The 20,070-nt window shown below is 42.6% G+C and carries 18 protein-coding genes; 2 read left to right on the top strand and 16 right to left on the bottom strand.

Features of this window, described 5'->3' with window-relative positions; genetic code table 11:
* Nucleotides 1-378 precede the first annotated feature (378 nt).
* On the bottom strand, nt 379-1,413 hold the full coding sequence (locus SLH55_RS19030) for a DUF2515 family protein (protein ID WP_320324243.1): 1,035 nt from the start codon (nt 1,411-1,413) through the stop codon (nt 379-381).
* Between the two features lie 114 nt (nt 1,414-1,527).
* Here SLH55_RS19030 and recU point away from each other — a divergent pair, with 114 nt between their 5' ends.
* On the top strand, nt 1,528-2,136 hold the full coding sequence (gene recU / locus SLH55_RS19025) for a Holliday junction resolvase RecU (protein ID WP_219168309.1): 609 nt from the start codon (nt 1,528-1,530) through the stop codon (nt 2,134-2,136).
* A gap of 103 nt (nt 2,137-2,239) precedes the next feature.
* Entirely contained in the window at nt 2,240-4,936 is a 2,697-nt protein-coding gene (locus SLH55_RS19020) for a PBP1A family penicillin-binding protein (RefSeq protein WP_320324242.1), read from the top strand.
* Nucleotides 4,937-4,989: 53 nt separating this feature from the next.
* Here SLH55_RS19020 and SLH55_RS19015 read toward each other — a convergent pair whose 3' ends face one another.
* The 15 genes from SLH55_RS19015 to bshA all read right to left on the bottom strand — a co-directional run bounded on the left by SLH55_RS19015 (nt 4,990) and on the right by bshA (nt 20,066).
* Nucleotides 4,990-5,508, bottom strand: coding sequence for a YpoC family protein (locus SLH55_RS19015; protein WP_219168311.1), 519 nt, complete (start codon nt 5,506-5,508; stop codon nt 4,990-4,992).
* Entirely contained in the window at nt 5,505-6,161 is a 657-nt protein-coding gene (nth, locus tag SLH55_RS19010) for an endonuclease III (protein ID WP_320324241.1), read from the bottom strand. Before nth ends, SLH55_RS19015 begins: the two co-directional genes overlap by 4 nt.
* Before the next feature lie 85 nt (nt 6,162-6,246).
* Complete coding sequence (locus tag SLH55_RS19005) at nt 6,247-6,957, bottom strand: DnaD domain-containing protein (protein ID WP_219168313.1); 711 nt, start codon at nt 6,955-6,957, stop codon at nt 6,247-6,249.
* A 146-nt stretch (nt 6,958-7,103) separates the two neighbouring features.
* Complete coding sequence (gene asnS, locus SLH55_RS19000; protein WP_219168314.1) at nt 7,104-8,396, bottom strand: asparagine--tRNA ligase; 1,293 nt, start codon at nt 8,394-8,396, stop codon at nt 7,104-7,106.
* 141 nt (nt 8,397-8,537) lie between these two features.
* Nucleotides 8,538-9,728, bottom strand: coding sequence for a pyridoxal phosphate-dependent aminotransferase (locus SLH55_RS18995; protein WP_320324240.1), 1,191 nt, complete (start codon nt 9,726-9,728; stop codon nt 8,538-8,540).
* A 17-nt stretch (nt 9,729-9,745) separates the two neighbouring features.
* Nucleotides 9,746-10,222, bottom strand: coding sequence for a DUF5590 domain-containing protein (locus SLH55_RS18990; protein ID WP_219168316.1), 477 nt, complete (start codon nt 10,220-10,222; stop codon nt 9,746-9,748).
* Nucleotides 10,223-10,234: 12 nt separating this feature from the next.
* On the bottom strand, nt 10,235-10,405 hold the full coding sequence (locus SLH55_RS18985) for a YpmA family protein (RefSeq protein WP_082051082.1): 171 nt from the start codon (nt 10,403-10,405) through the stop codon (nt 10,235-10,237).
* 150 nt (nt 10,406-10,555) lie between these two features.
* Nucleotides 10,556-11,392 (bottom strand): hypothetical protein, encoded by an 837-nt coding sequence (locus SLH55_RS18980; RefSeq protein WP_219168317.1) that lies wholly within the window; start codon nt 11,390-11,392, stop codon nt 10,556-10,558.
* Nucleotides 11,393-11,468: 76 nt separating this feature from the next.
* Entirely contained in the window at nt 11,469-14,261 is a 2,793-nt protein-coding gene (gene dinG, locus SLH55_RS18975; RefSeq protein WP_320324239.1) for an ATP-dependent DNA helicase DinG, read from the bottom strand.
* A 108-nt stretch (nt 14,262-14,369) separates the two neighbouring features.
* Nucleotides 14,370-14,753 carry an aspartate 1-decarboxylase gene (panD, locus tag SLH55_RS18970; protein ID WP_219168319.1) on the bottom strand — a complete coding sequence of 128 codons (384 nt, stop codon included), beginning with the start codon at nt 14,751-14,753 and terminating at the stop codon, nt 14,370-14,372.
* Nucleotides 14,746-15,615: a pantoate--beta-alanine ligase gene (gene panC / locus SLH55_RS18965; protein ID WP_219168320.1), complete on the bottom strand. Its 870-nt coding sequence runs from the start codon at nt 15,613-15,615 to the stop codon at nt 14,746-14,748. The genes panD and panC overlap by 8 nt, the downstream gene beginning before the upstream one ends.
* Nucleotides 15,612-16,451, bottom strand: coding sequence for a 3-methyl-2-oxobutanoate hydroxymethyltransferase (panB, locus tag SLH55_RS18960; protein WP_320324238.1), 840 nt, complete (start codon nt 16,449-16,451; stop codon nt 15,612-15,614). Before panB ends, panC begins: the two co-directional genes overlap by 4 nt.
* 275 nt (nt 16,452-16,726) lie before the next feature.
* Nucleotides 16,727-17,710, bottom strand: coding sequence for a biotin--[acetyl-CoA-carboxylase] ligase (locus SLH55_RS18955; RefSeq protein WP_219168322.1), 984 nt, complete (start codon nt 17,708-17,710; stop codon nt 16,727-16,729).
* Complete coding sequence (locus SLH55_RS18950; RefSeq protein WP_320324237.1) at nt 17,695-18,891, bottom strand: CCA tRNA nucleotidyltransferase; 1,197 nt, start codon at nt 18,889-18,891, stop codon at nt 17,695-17,697. Before SLH55_RS18950 ends, SLH55_RS18955 begins: the two co-directional genes overlap by 16 nt.
* Nucleotides 18,892-18,941: 50 nt before the next feature.
* A complete protein-coding gene (gene bshA, locus SLH55_RS18945; protein ID WP_320324236.1) occupies nt 18,942-20,066 on the bottom strand; it encodes an N-acetyl-alpha-D-glucosaminyl L-malate synthase BshA in 1,125 nt (374 codons plus the stop codon).
* Between the last annotated feature and the right edge of the window lie 4 nt (nt 20,067-20,070).

Genomic DNA, 20,070 nt, shown 5'->3' with positions numbered 1-20,070 from the left:
AATTACTTCATGGAAGTTTCGCAAAAAAATGTTGAATTGAATAGCTATAGCTGATTAATAGTTGAAAAAGACAAGTAAGGAATTTACACAATATTAAGGACTTGACTTCAAATAATAAAAAAATGGGTGATCTTTCTGTATGTAAGCGGAAAATCTCCGCTTATTTATGCCCAAAACAGGTTCCAGATTGAAAATAACAGGAAAATTTCCGCTTATCAAAGGGCAAGACTTCTTATATAAAAGTTTAAGCTCAACCGTACCACATTTAATCAAATAGATTCTATATCCCTAATTGACGAAACTCGCCATTTCACAAAGCGGCGAGTTCTACTTTTTTATATAACGTCAACTAGAAAAAGGACTTCAAACTGTATGTCACTATGCCCTCCTCTTTTTTTCCTTTCCCCAGGGCCAAATCCATTTGAAAGCTCCTTTTACAGCAGCTAAATTCCTCAGCTGTCTCTGCTTATTCACAAACCAGTCTGTCAAAATGATATCACTTGGAAGCGACTGATGATTGTACCAATCATCTTTGATTTCTGTGTTCATTGACCAATCATCCCGTTCCTTCCAATCATGGGAAATCACATTATAGGCTTGTTGTAGATTGGGTGTATCCGTCCCATGGACATACTGACAGAATGTCTCATAATCCGCCCTGGATCCAGTGTGCTCAACTCTTTCTGCAAACTCAAGGAAATCACGATGATAGTCAGGGTGAAATAAGATTTCGAATAGAAGGTTACCAAGCTTGATTCTATTATCTACCTTACGAAAACCATGTACGCTTGCCCCATAAAGCTCTCCTTGTAAAGTAGGGAATAGGACGGAACTGAAATGCAAGTGATCCTCCATAAAGAAGAGAGCTGTACTGAACACCTTTCCCCTGTAGGGATCTTGTTCGATGACCGGCCCCTGTATGAGGTGCTGCTCATTAATGATGAGGGACTGAACCAAACGTTTCTCATCTCCCTCTTCCCAAAATATGTTCCATTCCTCTTCCATAAACTTCGAAACATGAAAGTCCCCGGATAAGTGAAACATTTTCTTCTTATATATCGTCGAATAATGATAGAGAAGGAGTTGCGGAAAGGCATCCTGAAAAATACTCCAATTCGCCCTTTCATAAGTCCGAAAAAGGAGATTGCATGTATCATTACATAAAATCTTAGGGAATGTATCCCCCTTTAGGTCAGTCATATTCCATCCTGCATTCCGTGATACCATAGAAGCGAGGAATGACCACTTTACCTCAGGGTGCAGGTGAAAGAATGTTTGATAAGCATTCGTGCGCGTTATATTATCCTTATTGTATGTATTCACAAGATGAGTTACATCATCAATCCATTCATTTTTACGTTTATGTTCAGGTATATAGGGTAAAAAGCGATAAGTATTGCCGAATTTTTTCATCCTTTTATCCCCCTTTCTCCTCTAGTCCTAGAATGAGGAGATTTGTAAACAATTATTCACACAAAATGGAGTGGTTTCTGTTATGATATAGATTAGTCTGCGAGGTGAATTACCATGAAATTCCATTATCCGAATGGAAAGAAATATGTGGAAGCGACATTACCCTCAAAAAAAACTAAAGTAAAACCGAAACAAATATCTTATAGCAACAGAGGTATGACACTGGAAGAAGATATCAATGAAACGAACCAATATTATCTGACGTTTCAGAAAGCGGTCATTCACAAGAAACCGACCCCTGTCCAGATTGTCGATGTTCACTACCCATCAAGGAGTGCCGCGGTCATTAAGGAAGCGTATTTCAAGCAGCCTTCAACGACAGACTTCAACGGGGTCTACAAAGGCAGGTATATTGATTTTGAAGCGAAGGAAACGAAAAATAAGACATCCTTCCCTCTAAAAAATTTCCATGAGCACCAGATCCATCACATGGAGAACGTCCATAAGCAGGAAGGCATTACCTTCGTACTCATAAGGTTTTCATTATCAGAAGAAGTGTTCCTCCTCCCTTATGAAGCATTGCGGATTTATTGGGACCGCATGGCAGGTGGCGGAAGAAAATCAATCAAGCGGGAAGAAATGGAAGAGACTGGTTTCTCCATCCCGTTGGGGCTCCATCCAAGGGTCGATTATTTAAAAATAGTCCATCAGTTATATTTTTAGTTTAAGAAAAATGAGTTAATCTATATTTTATCTCATTATGAGTAGTATATTTTTAATCTTAGACAATACTAAAAACACAGAAGATTGAAAGTGAGGAAACAATATGGCTGGTCAATATAAGTCAAGGGAAGAAAAACGCCTGGCCCAACAGAAGTCAAAATCCACTAAGGGCAAGAAAAAAGGCTCTTTGGTTAAGCGCGTCATTATATCATTATTTATTATCGGGATCGTCGGGATGCTTGCAGGTGCAGGGCTATTCGCCTATTACGCATCAAGTGCCCCTAAGCTTGATGAAAAATTACTGAAAGATCCGATTGCATCTGAAATTTATGATATGAACGGAGACCTGATCACCTCTGTAGGGGAAGAAAACCGGGAGTATGCAAACTTCGAGGATATCCCTCAGGTGATGCAGGACGCGGTCATTGCAACAGAAGATAACCGTTTCTACAAGCATAATGGGCTTGATTTAATCCGTTTAGGCGGGGCCGTCATTGCCAATGTGACCGGTGGTTTTGGTTCCGAAGGTGCTTCGACCATAACACAGCAGGTCATCAAGGGATCTTTCCTGAGCCCGGAAAAGACCCTCAAGAGGAAAGCCCAGGAAGCGTGGCTTGCCCTAAAGCTCGAGCAGGAATATACCAAGGAAGAAATCTTTGAAATGTATTTCAACAAAGTTTACATGTCTGATGGCATTAACGGTATGGCAACAGCAGCCGATTATTACTATGGGAAAGACATCAAAGATATCAAACTGAATGAAGCGGCTTTAATTGCTGGACTTCCACAAAGTCCAAATAATTATAATCCATTCGATTTTCCTGAAAAGGCAGAAAAGAGACGTAATATTGTCCTTTCTTTAATGGCTCAGCACGGTAAAATCACAGAAAAACAAAAAGAAGAAGCACAAGCGATTCCCATCACGAAAGGATTGGTATCTGCAGAAGATTTAGAAAAGAAAAAGCAGGATAAGTATCCTGCTTTCGTGGATGCGGTCATTGATGAAGTGAAGAAAATGGGAGACTATAACCTATATTCTGATGGATTAAAAGTTTATACGACGGTCGACCCGAATGCCCAAAAACGTTTGGAAGAGATCCTTGCCGGTGAAAACACCAGCTTCAGCTACCCTGATGCTGCTGAAGAACCGATGCAGGCCGGGGTCACACTCCTTGATACGAAGACAGGGGAAATACGGGCGATCGGTGGAGGACGCGAGCAGGATCCAAATGTGAAGCGTGGATTCAATTTCGCCATCGACTCCAAGCGTCAGCCGGGATCAACCATCAAGCCTTTGCTTGATTATGCTCCTGCCATTGAACATTTACAGTGGTCCACGTATCATATTTTAAAAGACGAACCGTATGAATATTCAAACGGCACTGAAATCAATAACTATGATGGACGATTCAAAGGGCCGATCACCATCCGTGAAGGATTATGGGATTCCCGAAATATCACGGCACTGAAAGCGTTCCAGGCAGTTGGAGCTGAGAAAGCCGCAGACTTCGTCAACGGACTTGGACTGAAGTTTGATCATTATTATGAATCTGCATCAATCGGCGGTGTTTCACCTGGTGTGAACTCTGTTCAAATGGCCGGTGCCTATGCCGCTTTCGGTAACGAAGGGGTTTATAATAAGCCTCACACTGTAACGAAAGTCGTTCTGCGCGATGGTGAAACTGAAATCAAGAATGACAATAAGCCTAAGCCTGCCATGAAGGGATACACGGCCTACATGATTTCCGACATGCTGAAAAGCGTCATCGATCACCCGCAGGGAACTGGTAAATTTGCTAAAGTTCCTGGATTACCGATGGCAGGGAAATCAGGTACAACGAATTATTCTCAAAAAGAACGGGATAAATATGGTATTGCTAAAACCGATGCACCTGATTCATGGTTTGTAGGATACACGACCAATTATACGGCAGCCGTTTGGACAGGATACAAGACACAATCCATCCCGCTTTCACCGAGCGATCGTCATGTCGCACAATATATCGTCAGCGATCTGATGAGCTACGTGCACGATGGTGTCGATACACCTGATTTCAAAAAACCTGACAGCGTCGTTGAATCGAAGGTGGAAATCGGAAGCGACCCTGCAAGACTGCCAAGTGAATATACGCCGGATGACAGAATCATCACAGAGTTATTTGTCAAAGGCACGGAACCTTCCAAGGTTTCCAAAGAGTTCGATAAGATTGATGCACCTTCCAAACTGAAAGGCAAATTCAATAAAAAGGATAAGACCATCACCCTTTCATGGGATTACGGTAAAGAAAAAGACGTACAGTTCGAAGTTTCCGTATCCATCAATGGTGAAGGGAAACAAGTCCTGACCACTACAGATAAAAAAGGATTAAATGTCGAAAATATTCAATCCGAAGGTACCTTCAGCTTCGAAGTAGTAGCCATTTCTGGTGACCAACGAAGTAACCCCGCATCCGTGAACGTAGACGTAAAATCGGATGAAAAGGAAGAAGGAAATACGGAAGAAGATAATGAAGGAAACAATGATAACGATCAAGGTAATGGTAACGACCAGGGCAATGGCAATGGCAATGGTCAAGGCAACGGTAACGGTAACGGAGGCAATTCGGGTAACGATGGTGGAAATACCGGTGGAGATGATGGTACCACCACACCGCCTGAAGGAGACGGAACCGGTGACGGTGGAACAGGCGGAGATACCGGCACCGGTGATGGCACCGGCGATGGTACCGGCGGCACAGGATCTGGTGAAGGTACTGGAACCGGCACCGGTGATGGTACTGGGACACCAGCCACTCAATAAGAGCCAGGAAGATAAGAATAAAAATAAGGCAACGGGAGAATTCTCCCGTTGCCTTATTTTTTTGCTGATTGATTTAACGCCAGGTACTTGGCATATTGTTTATGCTGTTCCTCAAAAAGCTGAACCAGCTGAATATATGAATGATAGAGTGCCGGATTACCCCTAATGAAAGTTAACCGTTCAACTACATTAACAGGCTTTAAAGAAAAGCGTTCAACTCTAGTCTCCCAATTGTTTAAATTCACCGGCTGTTTATTGCTCCAATATAAAAGTATATAAAACCGACCAATACTTCTTCTCATCAAATCCGAAATATCTCTAGACCGTCCTTTAAACAATGCCTTCATATGCTCCTCTTCTTTTTTCCATTCCTTGATCAAGTCATTTACCCATGCCCTTTGAACCATCCAGGGCATAGCATCCTCACTCCTGCCGTTATAATAAAGAATCTCAAATGCGAAAAGAGGATTACAAGGTTCGAATTGCGATTCATCGATCTTTAATGTATCGTCAACGGAAAAGAAAAAAGGATCGCTTAATTCTCTTGGGATGTTGAAGACAGTACCACTCATATGTCGCCCTTTTTCTTCAATCTTTTTTGACCTTCCCTGCACAGGTCCACCAATGGACAAACCTCGCACTGAGGAGATTGCGCCTTACAATGATACCGGCCGAAAAAGATTAAGCGATGATGAGTCTCGGACCATTCTTCCCGTGGAATTTTCTTCATCAGCGTTTTTTCTACCTCCAGGACGCTGTCTTTCCATCTGCAGATCCCAAGCCTTTTACTCACCCTTTCAACATGTGTATCAACGGCCAAAGCAGGGATTCCAAAGGCAACAGACACCACAACGTTCGCCGTCTTCCTTCCGACACCGGGAAGTTTCACTAGCTCTTCATGACTCTCCGGTACTTCTCCTCCATACTCTGTTAGGAGAATCTCACACAATTTTCGGATGTTTTTTGCTTTGTTTCGATACAGACCGATGGAGCGTATGTCTTGTTGAAGTTCTTCCAACGTGACATACAGATAGTCTTCCGGCCGTTTATATTTCTCAAATAAATGCCTGGTGACTTTATTGACAAGGACATCCGTGCACTGTGCCGAAAGAAGGACAGCAATGACCAGCTCGAATGGGTTGTCATGACGTAGTTCACAGTGAGCATCCGGGAACATTTCCCTCATTTCATCAAGGCATATCTGTATCTGTTTTTTATTTAACATGTTACCTACTACCTCCTTCAAAATGAATGATATGTATCAAATAAAAAGGGACTGACACAGACAGGTGCAGTCCCCTTTGATCATTTTATTGCTCAAGCCAATTGTAGAATGGAACAGATTTCCGTTTCGGGGAAGATGCAGACTCATTGGTAGCGGCCGGCTTCTGGTGGGATCTGAAGCGCTGGCTTTGACTTCGTGCATCTTCAATGGTTTTCACGCCATTCTTCTTCCATTCAAACAGAATCCGGTCAATATATCGGAAGTTCAACTTTCCTGATATGACCGCTTCCCTTAAAGCTGCTTTAATGATAATTGCATTATGATCATCCTGATCCAGCCACATGGCAAGTGTTTCGCATTCCAAGGGAGATAGAGGACGACCAAATTCCTGTTCGAATGTTGTATAGATGTCTGCCTCTTCTTCCATTGATTGCTGCATTTGTTTCATCTTTGAATCCTGTATGACGAATTCCGCCAACTTTTCCCATAGGGGATTCAGGGAGTACTTCTCAAATAGAATGCCATCTGCAGATGATCCTTCTTCAATTGATAAAAACTGCTGTTGAATGAGCTTTCGTAAAAGGGATGAACAAAATTCGCTGGAAATACTCATCGGCATGGAAAGTTCTTCAGGGGTCGGAAAATAGTTTCCCTTTTCCAAATGACCATAAATATGAAGAAGCAGTACAAACTCTGATTCATTTAATCCCAGTGTATGGTAATTTGATAATAATAATTGCGGAATGTTCAGTGTCCCCTCTTCTATCCAGGACACCATTAAACGTTTATAATCCATATTCAGTACACCTCATTCATTAGTATATCATGATTCAATATATGTGGACATGGTTACGGATTAGAAGAAAGATGGAAAAAACCAGATCATAATCAAAAGAACCGGCGAGGATTGCTTTAGCAATTCCGCCAGCTCTTTTGATTTTATTATGGATATAAACGGTTCAATAGACGCGGGAATGGGATGGTTTCCCTTACGTGTTCTACTCCGCTGATCCAGGCTACTGTTCTTTCGAGTCCAAGACCGAAGCCGGAATGAGGAACGGATCCATATTCTCTTAGCTCCAGGTACCACTTGTATGCGTCTGTAGCGAGCTCGTGCTCTTCAATGCGCTGCTTCATCAACTCTGCATCGTGGATACGCTCTGAACCACCAATGATCTCTCCATACCCTTCAGGAGCGATTAAGTCTGCACAAAGTACTACATCATCACGATCCGGATCAGGTTGCATATAGAAAGGCTTTAGAGAAGTCGGATAATGGGTGATGAATACCGGCTTGTCGTAACTTTCAGCGATGGCTGTCTCATGAGGGGCACCGAAGTCATCACCCCATTCGATATCATCAAAACCTTTTTCATGTAATAATTTCAGTGCATCGTCATATGTGATGCGAGGGAATGGGGCTTTGATCTGCTCCAGCTTAGATGTATCTCTTCCCAGACGATCTAATTCAAGCTTACAATTATCCAGTACTGATTGGACGATATATGACACATACTGTTCCTGAACTTCCAGGTTATCCTTGAAATCGTAGAATGCCATTTCAGGCTCGATCATCCAGAATTCGATCAGATGACGACGGGTCTTCGACTTCTCCGCCCTGAATGTAGGTCCGAATGAGAATACCTTCCCCAATGCCATAGCTGCAGCTTCCATATAAAGCTGACCACTTTGGGAAAGATACGCATCTTCCTCGAAATATTTCGTGGCAAATAATTCAGTCGTTCCTTCAGGAGCACTTCCAGTTAGGATTGGTGGATCCACCTTTACAAATCCTTCTTGATTGAAGAATTCGTATGTAGCGCGGATGATTTCATTACGCACTTTCATCACTGCATGCTGCTTGCGTGAACGAAGCCAAAGGTGGCGGTGGTCCATAAGGAATTCTGTTCCATGCTCCTTTGGTGTGATCGGATAATCAACAGCTTCATGGATGACTTCAACACTTTTCACCTGCAGCTCGTATCCGAACGGTGAACGGGAATCTTCAGAAACCGTTCCTGTTACATATAGTGATGTTTCTTGTGTTAATGATTTTGCTTTTTGAAAGATTTCTTCTTCCACTTCACTTTTGACGACGACACCTTGAATGAATCCTGTTCCGTCACGAAGCTGGAGAAAGGCAATTTTTCCACTGGAACGTTTGTTGGCGAGCCATGCACCGATGGTTACTTCTTCACCAACAAACTTACTTACTTGAGATATAGTAGTTTTCACGATTTTTTCCCTCCAAAAAAACTAAGACGCTTATGTATCGTTCTTTATTATACATTTACCGTTATCCCGTCGCAATAGATAGAGTAAAACGAGATGATTTTAAGGAAAATGCAGACCGGTATACGGTCTGCAAACCTGTACTTATTTACTTTTGCTGACAACAAAATCGTGCATGCGTTCGATTGCTTTCTCTAGGGCTGAAAGGCTTGTGGCATAAGACAGACGGATATTGTTTTCCGATCCGAAACCTGATCCGGGGATGACTGCTACCTTTGCCTCTTCCAAAAGGGCTTTAGAGAATTCATCCACATTGCTAAAGCCTGTTTTCTTTGCGGCTTCCGATACATTCGGGAAAAGATAGAAAGCACCTTGAGGCTTCAAGCAATGAAATCCAGGAATATTGTTCAGCTTATCAAACACAATGTTCAGTCGCTCTTCAAAAGAGTTCCTCATATCCTCTACCGGCTTCTGATCCCCTAAATAGGCAGCGACAGCTCCAAATTGTGAGATTGTAGTAGGATTTGATGTAGAATGGCTGGCAAGATTGGTCATGGCCTTGATGACCCCTTCGTTACCTGCCGCATAGCCGATTCTCCACCCCGTCATGGAATGGGATTTAGATACTCCGTTAATCACGATGGTTTGTTCTTTTAGTTCCGGGGACAATTCAGCAATGGAAGTATGTGTGTTTCCACCATAAACCAGCTTTTCATAAATTTCATCCGACACGATCATAATGCCCGCTTCTAAGCAAACATTCCCGATATCCTTAAGTTCCTCACGGGAATATAGCATACCTGTAGGGTTACTTGGTGTGTTGAGGATGACGGCCTTTGTTTTTGATGTGATTGATTTTTTCAGCTGTTGTGGAGTGATTTTGTAGGCATTTTCTTCTTTCCCTTCCACAATCACCGGGACCCCTCCGGCAAGCTTCACTTGTTCAGGGTAGCTGACCCAATAGGGAGTAGGGATGATGACTTCATCTCCATCGTTTAACAGGACTTGAAACAATGTATAAAGGGCATGCTTCGCGCCACTGGTCACAATAATTTCAGATGATTGATAAGTCAGCTTTTGATCTGTTTCGAATTTATGGATGATGGCTTCCTTCAATTTTGCCATTCCGCCTGATGGAGTATATTTGGTATGACCTTCCGTCATGGACTCATATGCAGCCTGAATGATATGTTCAGGTGTATTAAAGTCTGGTTCACCCGCACCCAAACCGATGACATCGATTCCCTGTGCCTTCATCTCTTTCGCTTTAGCCGTGATTGCTAATGTCGTTGATGGTGTTAATGCACTGACTCTTTCAGCTAATGTGAATTTCATTGACGTTTTCCCCCTGATCATAAATTTTCAATTTTCCTCCACCACTCTCCGGTAGAAAACAGCAGATAATAATAGTTTAGATTCTCTTGTTGATCTAAGTAGGTCATTTCCCATACGGGCCCGACCGATTCGTATCCTAAGCGGACTGATAATAATTCTTTCGGTTTCTTTTCATCTTTTAGTTTATTGATCGCCTGATCTTTTGTAATGCCATCAGCCCATTTTTTCTCAATTATATCCCCTTTCTTTTTAGGGACCCATGCAACCAGCTTTTCATTTTTGTTATTTTCACCGGTTACGACCACATAGGATTTAGAGCCATTATAGAAGCTTGTGTTCTCTACTTTAACAATAGCTGTTTCGTCTTTGACCCGTTTTAAGGCCATATCTGCCTCTTGATCGAGTGGATTTCGGGATATTTGATATATCAGGACTGAAGAAGCTACTCCAATGACGATGAATGATATTACTACAATGGTTATCACTTTTTTCATTACAATCACTCTTTATGTACGATAAATTGTTAAAACTGCTTGATTTTGATCTTCCGGATCTAAAGCTAAACCAAACATATAATCATCTTTTTTTAACGTTCTATTTAGTGTATCAACCACTTTATATAAGTTATCCGTATATTCAATACGAACGGTGGAAAGAATTTCAATGCGACTTTCCATGTTGCTCCTCCTTTTATCTCCAGCCTTACTTACAAGTAAAGAAAACTCTACACATATTATAACAACATAAGGGGCCACCATGGTAGGGGTTATCACAAAAATCGATCGGGATTTCGAATGCAGAAGGCTGAACTGTCAGCCTCCTTGCATTTACCCTTCATCCTTGAACACGCCATCTTCCTGATCAAATGTGAGGACCTCATAATTTCTTTTGTTAAATTTCACTGCAATCAATCCATGTTGACCCGTTAAGTAGAGATCAATCCACGCTTCGTTGATCGCCTCAAGCATATCACCATTAAGAAGTCTTTCTTTCGAGCGATAAAGAATGGCGGTTTGTGGATCAACATGCTCCAGAAGACGGTGAGACATGCCTTCTGATTTAGAATGGACCGGTATTTTAACGATGTTGACATTTTTCAGGGGTTTCATTAGCAGCACCCCTTCAGAATGAGGAGATTGTGAGCTCAGCCAGAGAAAACGATGGTGAAAAAAGCTGATGGAAAAGTCCAGCCCTTCTCTTTTCTCATTTCCGTCATGAACTGCCCTCATGGCTAATTCATCAGAAAAAGTGTAGGTGTCGTCCTCTTGAATGGTATGAACGATCGGTGAAAATTGTTGAGGAATATACGATTCAAGGGATTTCCCTGCCACAATTTCTTTTATCCTGAACCTTTTCACCAATTCACCAATCATTCTTTCATCCACTTCACTTTTCTCAGTGATGATTATGCCCTTAATGTTGTCTATATGAATTTGATTAAAGTAATAATAAAGTTGATTGCGTTCCTGAAAACTCCCCGTATTGATCATATAATGATCCCCTGAAGGCAAATGTAGTACTGCGACCTCCCCTTTTTGAACAGGGAGGAAACTAATCGCATACTCTTCATGTGACACATGTAAATTCACCTTGGGGACTTTCACTCCATAAGCATTGGAATTGATCAGGAGAAAAGACAGCATTACTGATATAATCACTCTCATTCACAGTCCTCCAGTTTCACATCTACTCTTTAGGTTGTGTTAAAGAAGAGATTTTATCACTGAAGTTTAAATGGATTCAGAGCCAATCATCGATCAAAGACACCAAGTCAACCAAGTCTCCTTCTTTGACTTCCATCGAAGGAATCGATTGTAGAAAAGCTTTTCCATATCTTGTTGTCATCACTCTACGGTCGTATACAATCACGATACCACGATCACTGCTCCTTCTTATCAACCTTCCCACCCCTTGTTTAAAGCGTATAATGGCTTCAGGTAAAGAGTGAGCGGAAAAGGGATTCTTCCCTTGTGCTTTGAGGATGTCCGATTTGGCCTGATTGACAGGATCATCCGGCGGGGAAAACGGAAGTCTCACCATGGCAAGACAGGATAAGTCCTCTCCTGGAATGTCCACCCCTTCCCAGAAACTGCTCGTCCCAAATAAAATCGCCTTTTCGAAGCGTTGGAAGTTTTTCGTCAGGCGGGTACGGCTACCTGAAGTGATCCCCTGGGCCATCAACACATATTCTTCTAATAAGCCACTTTCTTTCATGAGCTCATACGTTTTCCTTAACATATCGTAAGAAGTGAATAAAATGAGCATTCGACCCTTAGTCGCTTGTGCGACCCCTATTAGATGGGAACTAATGGCTTCAATGTATTCTTCGTTTTGAACCTGTTGGATTTCAGGTACATCCGTTGGAATGAAAAGCCTGGAAACCTCATTATAATCAAAAGGAGAGGTAAGCTGAAGCTGTTTTACACCCTTATCGATAAGACCTATCTCATTCAAGAAATAATTGAAAGATCCACTGACGGTCAGGGTAGCAGATGTCAGCACCACACTTTTCTTTTTGGCGAAAATCTCACTCTGGAGATCCTGGTCGACGGTAATCGGCTGCGATTGAATAGAAAGACTGTTTGGCAACGATCTTGTGTCCCCATCCAGCCAGAGAACGTGGTTGTTCAGTTTATTCAAGAACACCGTTTGAAAATTCGTTCTCAATTCTGTCCAATCCACTAAAAAGCTGAAGAATTCTTCAATCAAGGCTTTTTCTTTATCAAGGAGTTTGATTTTCTTTTCCTTGATGGTATCCAACGCCTGTTGGAACTCTCTTTCTACGTACTTCATTCCTGAAATCACACGTTCCATCGACATGACGACCGGCTGCCAATAACTGCTCTTTTTCATTTCATCGGTAATGCGCAGCTGGATTTTTTGTATCCCCGTTCTCTTTTTTGCCTTCTTATAGAATACACTTGTCAATACAGAAATGGCTTCTTCCAAGTCCATATAAAACTGTCCAATTTTCGCATCCAGTTCAAAGGCATGTGTACCCAAATCCACCGAGTGACTGGTGAGAAGCTGATCCAGACGGTAAAACAATTGCTTGTGGTCCAGTGTCCCTAATTGGGAAGTGTTAAACTTAATGGAGAGATAATCCATGATAATCCCCAGATGTTGTCTTGCTGACTTTTCCAAATGATGAGCTTCATCAATCACTAAATACTCATATGCAGGCAGCATACTGCTCTCCCTCACCATATCCGTCAGAAGCATAGAATGATTCGTGATGATGATATCCGCTTCCTGTGCGTTCTTTCGCGCTGAAAGATAGAAATCCTTCCCGACCCATGGATCTTTCGTATGAGCCAGGTGCCATCCATCATGTTTTAGACGATTCCAGAACAACTGCCCTCCTGAAGTGAGGTTCAGTTCATCCATGTCGCCGGACTCAGTCCGTGTCAGCCATACCAGAATCTGCATCTTTGTCAGGACCACATCGTACTGTGACTCATCTTCCCTGAGGGATTGCTCGAATTTGAACAGGTTGATGTAATGATTCTTCCCCTTCAAGAGAACGGTCCTGAATGGAATTGGGCTGATTTTCTCCAATAACTTAATTTCTTTATGAAGTAATTGCTCTTGTAATTGAATCGTATATGTACTGATGACCACTTTTTCCTTGTTACTCTTGGCAAACATGACGGCGGGCCATAAGTAACCAAGTGATTTCCCAACCCCGGTGCCAGCTTCGATGACTATATGCTTCGAATCATGAAATGCACGGGTGATTTCATGAATCATTTCCATTTGCTGCTCTCTTTTTTCGTAGAAAGGTACATGTTGTGCCAGATGTTCCTCTATATCGGGTTCATGAAAATGACGAGCTTCATCGGATGTCACAAAATGGCTTTTCTTTCGCAGGGCCAGGCCACGATAAACCTCTAATTCATCAGAAAGATCCTCTATATGTTTTTGTTTCTCTATCACAATGCTGTCAAACAACAAATCAAGGTCACTCTTCAAGTGTTTCGATAGCTTGCAAAGCTTTTCAAGGGTGACCAATGGGAGCTTTGAAAGTTCTTCGATAAAATATAGAAGAATTTCAGCTGTCACAAAAGCATCACTGTCAGCCTGGTGAGGTCTTACATGACTTAGCTCCAATGAATTGGAAAGCTCCGTCAGTTTAAAGCTGTCCGCGGATGGCAAAGCCACCTTTGCTAATTCCACAGTATCAAAGGCAGGTCCCGTAAATGGATTGTATCCCGCTTCTTCCAATTCTGCCTGAAGAAAGGAAAGATCAAATTGAACGTTATGGGCCACAAAGACACCATGATCCAAAAGCTCAAGAATTTTAGGTGCTATTTCATGAAAGGCTGGTGCACCCTTCACCATTTCATCGTTGATCCCCGTTAATTCCTCAATAAACACAGGAATGGGTTTTCCAGGTGATACAAATGACGTGAATTGATCTATGATCTTACCGCCTTCAATAATGACCGCTGATAGTTGAATGATTTTTTCTCCCTTTTTTGGAGAATTTCCTGTTGTTTCCAAGTCGATGACTACCAATTTATAAGGGTACATGTTATTCACTGCCTTTATTTAGATCCTACTCTTATGATTTTCTCAATAAGTGTACCATAAACAAAAAAGCAAGTCTCCTATTCCAAAATTAGAAGACTTGCCCATCTCTTATAATATTGTCGCTTCAGGTTCTGTTCCGATCATATCAATCACGCGGTTATTTTCTCCCATGATGGCCACTTTCGGGATATGGTCATGTACCATTTCCTCAGCTATCAGTTTATACGAAATGATGATCACGATATCACCTTTTTGAACGAGTCTTGCAGCTGCTCCGTTCAAACAGATGACGCCGCTTCCTCTTTCCCCTGGTATGATATAGGTCTCCAGGCGGGCACCGTTATTGTTGTTGACGATCTGAACCTTTTCGTTAGCCATCATTCCGACAGCATCCAAGATATCCTGATCGATGGTAATGCTCCCCACGTAATCAAGATTGGCTTCCGTTACAGTCGCTCTATGAATTTTTCCACTCATCATCGTTCTAAACATTTAAATCCTCCTCCGAATCTACACTGATGATTATATTATCTATTAACCTTGCCTGTTGGAATTGGACGGCCAAAGCTATGATGATGTCACCTTCCAGTCGCTCCAGTTCTTCAAGCTCCGGGTAGGAATACACTTCCACATAATCGATGGTCCCTGAAGTACGACCTTGAATATCATCTGAAATTTTCTTTGTAATGACAGATGGGTTCCGCTCTCCATCTTCAATACTCTTTCTTGCTGCTTTCAAACTTCGATAGAGAAAAGGGGCTTCTACTCTTTCTTTAGGAGATAAATAGACATTTCTAGAGCTCTTGGCAAGCCCATCCTCTTCCCGAACGGTAGGGACCCTTACGATTTCCACGGGAAAGAAATATTCACTTACCAGTCCTTCTACGACCGCAACTTGCTGGGCATCCTTCTGGCCGAAGTAAGCTCTGGTAGGCTGCACGAGATGAAATAATTTTGTCAGGACGGTAACCACCCCATCAAAATGACCTTCCCGCTTCCGACCGCACAGTACATCAACACGCTCTTTCACGCTCATTGTCACTGACTGTTTTCCCCTGTAAACGTCAGCCGCTTCTGGAATGAAGAGGATATCGACTCCAGCCTTCCTTGCTAACTCTGTGTCTCTGTCAACATCCCGGGGGTAGCGGTCAAAATCTTCGTTCGGTCCAAACTGAAGTGGATTCACAAAGATACTCATCACGACGATTTCATTGTTGACCCTGGCTTCTTTTGCCAGAGTCAAGTGCCCCTCATGGAGAAACCCCATGGTAGGGACGAATCCTATCGTTGTTCCAGTATTCTTTAAATGATCTATATGCAGTCTCAAATCACCAATAGATGTTATGACGTTCATTTTTTCAACCCGCCATACAGGGAATCAAGTTCTTCATCCCGCATGGAAAAGGAATGTCCATCAGTCGGGAAGCTCTTACCCTTCACTTCTTCTATATAACTTGTTAAGCTGTTATGAATGACTTCAGAGGCATTTCCATATTGTTTGACAAACTTGGGCACACGGTTTACCCCATAAGTGACAAGGTCATGAAAGACCAGCACTTGACCATCTGTTTCAACTCCGGCACCGATTCCGATCGTCGGTATCGTTAACGCTTCCGATATCTCCTGTGCGATTTGCTTCGGTACACATTCGAGCACGAGGGCAAAAGCACCCGCCTGTTCACATTTTATGCTGTCGTCAATCAATTTCCGTGCCGTGTCTGCCGTTTTCCCTTGTACTTTATATCCTCCAAGAACGCCTACAGATTGTGGAGTCAATCCTAGATGAGCCACCACGGGAATTCCCGCACCGGTCAGGTCTTGAATACGATCGATAACATGGGCTCCCCCTTCGACCTTAACGGCATGTGCTCCTCCCCGCTGGAGAATCTCTGCAGCCGATTTCAGGGTTTCTTCTCTCGTTAAGTGGTACGTCATAAACGGCATATCCGTTACGATGAAGGTGTTTGTTGCCCCTCTTCTTACAGCTTTGGTGTGATGAATCATATCATCGATCGTCACGGGTACTGTAGACTCATAACCTAAAACGACCATCCCCAGGCTGTCTCCGACCAAAATGATATCGATTCCCGCTTCTTCTGCTAATTTGGCACTTGGATAATCATACGCGGTGACCATGGAAATCTTCTCTTTTTCATTCTTCATCTTAAGAAAATCTGTAGTTTGTTTCATATTATCCTCCTTCTTTTCAGTCAGAGGTGACGAAACGTTCATGAAAGCACTTTCATTATAAACATAAAAAAACCTCCTGTTAAAATGACAGAAGGATCCTAAGTGTTTGACATCATGGTTTCGACCCTCTGTCCCAGTCCATAATGGATCAAGGCAGAAATAGTATTCTAAACATGCTTCATTTTACAGGTGCAGTTCTTACGATACTGCCCAATGAGATTATATCATAAAACAGCGGGATGGAAGTACAGGTTTTGTCTCCATCCCGCTGTAAATTATATATTTACTTCAATATCGGCAGAGTATATCTGATGGATGGTTCCATCAGCATCCTCGATCTTAAGGACTCCATCCTCCGTAATTCCTAGCGCCTTGCCCTCAATGGTTCCATTAATGGTTCTTGCCCGGATTTTCTTCCCAATACTGATGGCATAGCTCTCCCATAAAAGCTTGATGGGGGTGAACCCTTCTTTCATATATAGAGAGTACAAAGACTCTAAACGTTCGAGAAGCCTTTGAACCAGTTCAGATCTTGATAGGCTTTTTCCCTGTTCGATGGAAAGAGACGTTGCTATTCTTTGAATCTCATCAGGGAAGTGTTCCTTTGTCTGATTGACATTCATTCCGATACCGATAATGATCGAATTGATTTTATCCGATTCGGCTTGGAGCTCCGTCAGGATACCTGTTACTTTCCTTCCATCTATGAGTATATCATTCGGCCATTTGATTTGAGGATGAAGGTCCGTTACTTCCTCGATTGCCTGGACAACAGCCACGGCTGCGATTAGTGTGAATTGAGGTGCCTTTTGAGGCGGGAGGAGAGGCTTTAATATCAGGCTCATCCAAATACCAGTTCCTTTTGACGAGTGCCACTCCCTCATCAATCTGCCTCTTCCTGCTGTCTGTTCATCCGCAATAACCAAAGTTCCTTCTTCGGCCCCATCACTTGCAAGGGTATGTGCGATCCGCTGAGTACTAGGGACAGATTCTTCATAATGGATGACGGTCCCTAACGTACGAGTCTTTAGACCAAGACGGATTTTACTTTCTGTGACACCGTCGGGGGTTTCAATGATGCGATATCCTTTTTTTCTTACAGCTTCCAGAACAAAGCCTTCTTTACGAAGCTCTTCAATATGTTTCCAAATCGCTGTTCTTGAACAGCCTGCAAAATCCGCAAGAGCCTGCCCTGATAAAAATTCCTGATCTGACTCAAATAGGGCTTGAAGGACTTTTTTCCTTATAGTCGACTGCATGTTTCGAGCCACCTCCTTATCTCTTCTTTATCATTGGGTACTGTTTCATTGACAATATTCCTTTCAATTTCAGATAATCGTTCTTTGATCCAGGGACCTCCCTGTTTTGCCGACCATGCCATCAGATCATGACCGGTTACGTTGAGCTGCTGCCTGGATGTGATCACAAGCTGATTGAATTGCTTCTTTAATTCTTCTGATGAAACACTCCCTGAAGGGTCCAAACACCCATATACTGCTTCCACATTAAGCGCGGCATCAAGCCCTGCACGATACAGTAAATGCTTTGTCCATCCGGTTGTCTTTCTCTCCTTTAGGATGGCTAATTCTTTAGAACGGGAATGGATCGTTTTAGTAGGAAGTCTCCAAGTTTTCAAAAAACCTTGAAGATCTTCATTTCCCATATAATAGAGTAAAAGTAACCATGCCTGATGTTGGTCTAATCTATCCAATTGGTGAAGTTCGGTTAACTTCAGAAGCTCAGCATGAAAGTTGCTTAAACCGGGGAGCTCCCTATAAAGGTTCGTGTGGACTAGAAGTTTCAATCCTTCTTCCTTCCACTTACCTCCCAGGATCTTTTCAAACTCCGCCGTCTTTCTTTCCACTGCTATATGTTCCAGTAGACCGGAGTGCTCGCAAAGGGCATCTAATGTTGAGTGCTCGACTGTGAACCCTAATTGACTGACGAACCGGACTGCCCTCATCATACGCAAGGCATCCTCAGAAAATCTCGATGCGGGTGAGCCCACGGTCCGAATCAACTTATTATGTATATCTTCTTTTCCATTAAAAGGATCTACCACTTGACCAACCCCATCCATGGCCATACTATTCATGGTAAAATCCCGACGCTTTAAATCACCTTCAAGTGAACGGATGAATTCCACTTTGTCCGGCCTTCTATAATCAGTATAGGAAGATTCGGTTCTAAACGTGGTGATTTCATACTCCCTGCCTTCTTCCATGACGAGGACCGTTCCATGATCAATCCCGATGTCAAACGTCTTTTGGAAAATCCTCTTCACTTCATCAGGATAGGCAGAAGTGGCTATATCTACATCGTTTATTGTCCTGCCCAGGAAATAATCCCTCACAGAGCCTCCAACAAAGTAGGCTTCGAAGTCTGCCTCTTCTAGTTTTCTGAGAACGGGTACCGCTTGTTGAAATATGCTTGGTAACATTTATAACACCTGCTTTATTGTCATCGTATTAATGACGGAGACTGGTCTGCTCATAAAAGATCTCTGTATATTCTTTCATACTGTTCAACAATTTTGCTGGAGTGGAATTTCGTCCTGGCCGTATGAAGAGCATTTATTGATAATGTATTATGGAGTTGATCATCTTTCAGCAATTGAAGCGATCTCGCTGCTACCTGTTTGACGTTGCCGATTTCACAGATAAATCCATTGTACCCATCCTCGATGACTTCAGGAATTCCACCTACATTTGTACCAATACTCGGAACACCGCAAGCCATCGCCTCGAGTGCAACAAGGCCGAAACTCTCTTTTTCTGACAGTAAAAGCTTGATATCACTGATTGAGTAGAGTTCTTCCAGATTGTCTTGCTTTCCAAGGAAGAGGACCCGATCCTCTAATCCAAGTTCTCTTACCTGTTTGCATATGAGCGTCATTTCAGGTCCGTCCCCTACAAGGAGAAGCTTGGCAGGGATTTCCTCTTGGATCAAGTGGAAAGAGGCGACCACATCGGTCACCCTTTTTACACCACGGAAGTTCGAGACATGGATGATGACTTTTTCATGATCTTTGATTCCATATTCGCTTCTAAGATGACGCGAATCTACTTCTTTGTAGACCCTCTCATCAATAAAATTATAAACCGTTTGTATTTCTTTATCAGGTTGAATCAAATCGTCGGTTTGTTTCACAAGGGCTGAAGAAACCGCCGTCACGACATCCGACTTCTCAATGCCAAAACGAATGGCACCGGTCAAAGACGGATCATACCCAAGTACCGTGATATCGGTACCGTGCAAAGTGGTGACGATTTTGACATCCTTCCCTGACATTTGTTTCCCTAATATAGCACATACCGCATGGGGGATGGCATAATGCACATGCAGGATGTCCAGGTTTTCACGTACCGTGATCTCTGCCATCTTATTCGCCAGTGCTAAATCATAAGGGGGATATTGAAAGACTGAATACTGGCTTACTTCTACTTGATGAAAATAAATGTTGTGATACATCTTGTTCAATCTGAATGGGATGCTCGAGGTAATAAAATGTATTTCATGGCCTTTCTCAGCCAGTAATTTACCGAGTTCCGTTGCGACGACACCGGAACCACCTACTGTAGGATAGCAGGTTATTCCTATTTTCAACTTCTTCATACAA

Origin of the sequence: Rossellomorea sp. YZS02, assembly GCF_033963925.1 — a bacterium.
In the GTDB taxonomy this organism is placed as follows: domain Bacteria; phylum Bacillota; class Bacilli; order Bacillales; family Bacillaceae_B; genus Rossellomorea.
This window is presented reverse-complemented; position numbering and strand designations above follow the sequence as displayed.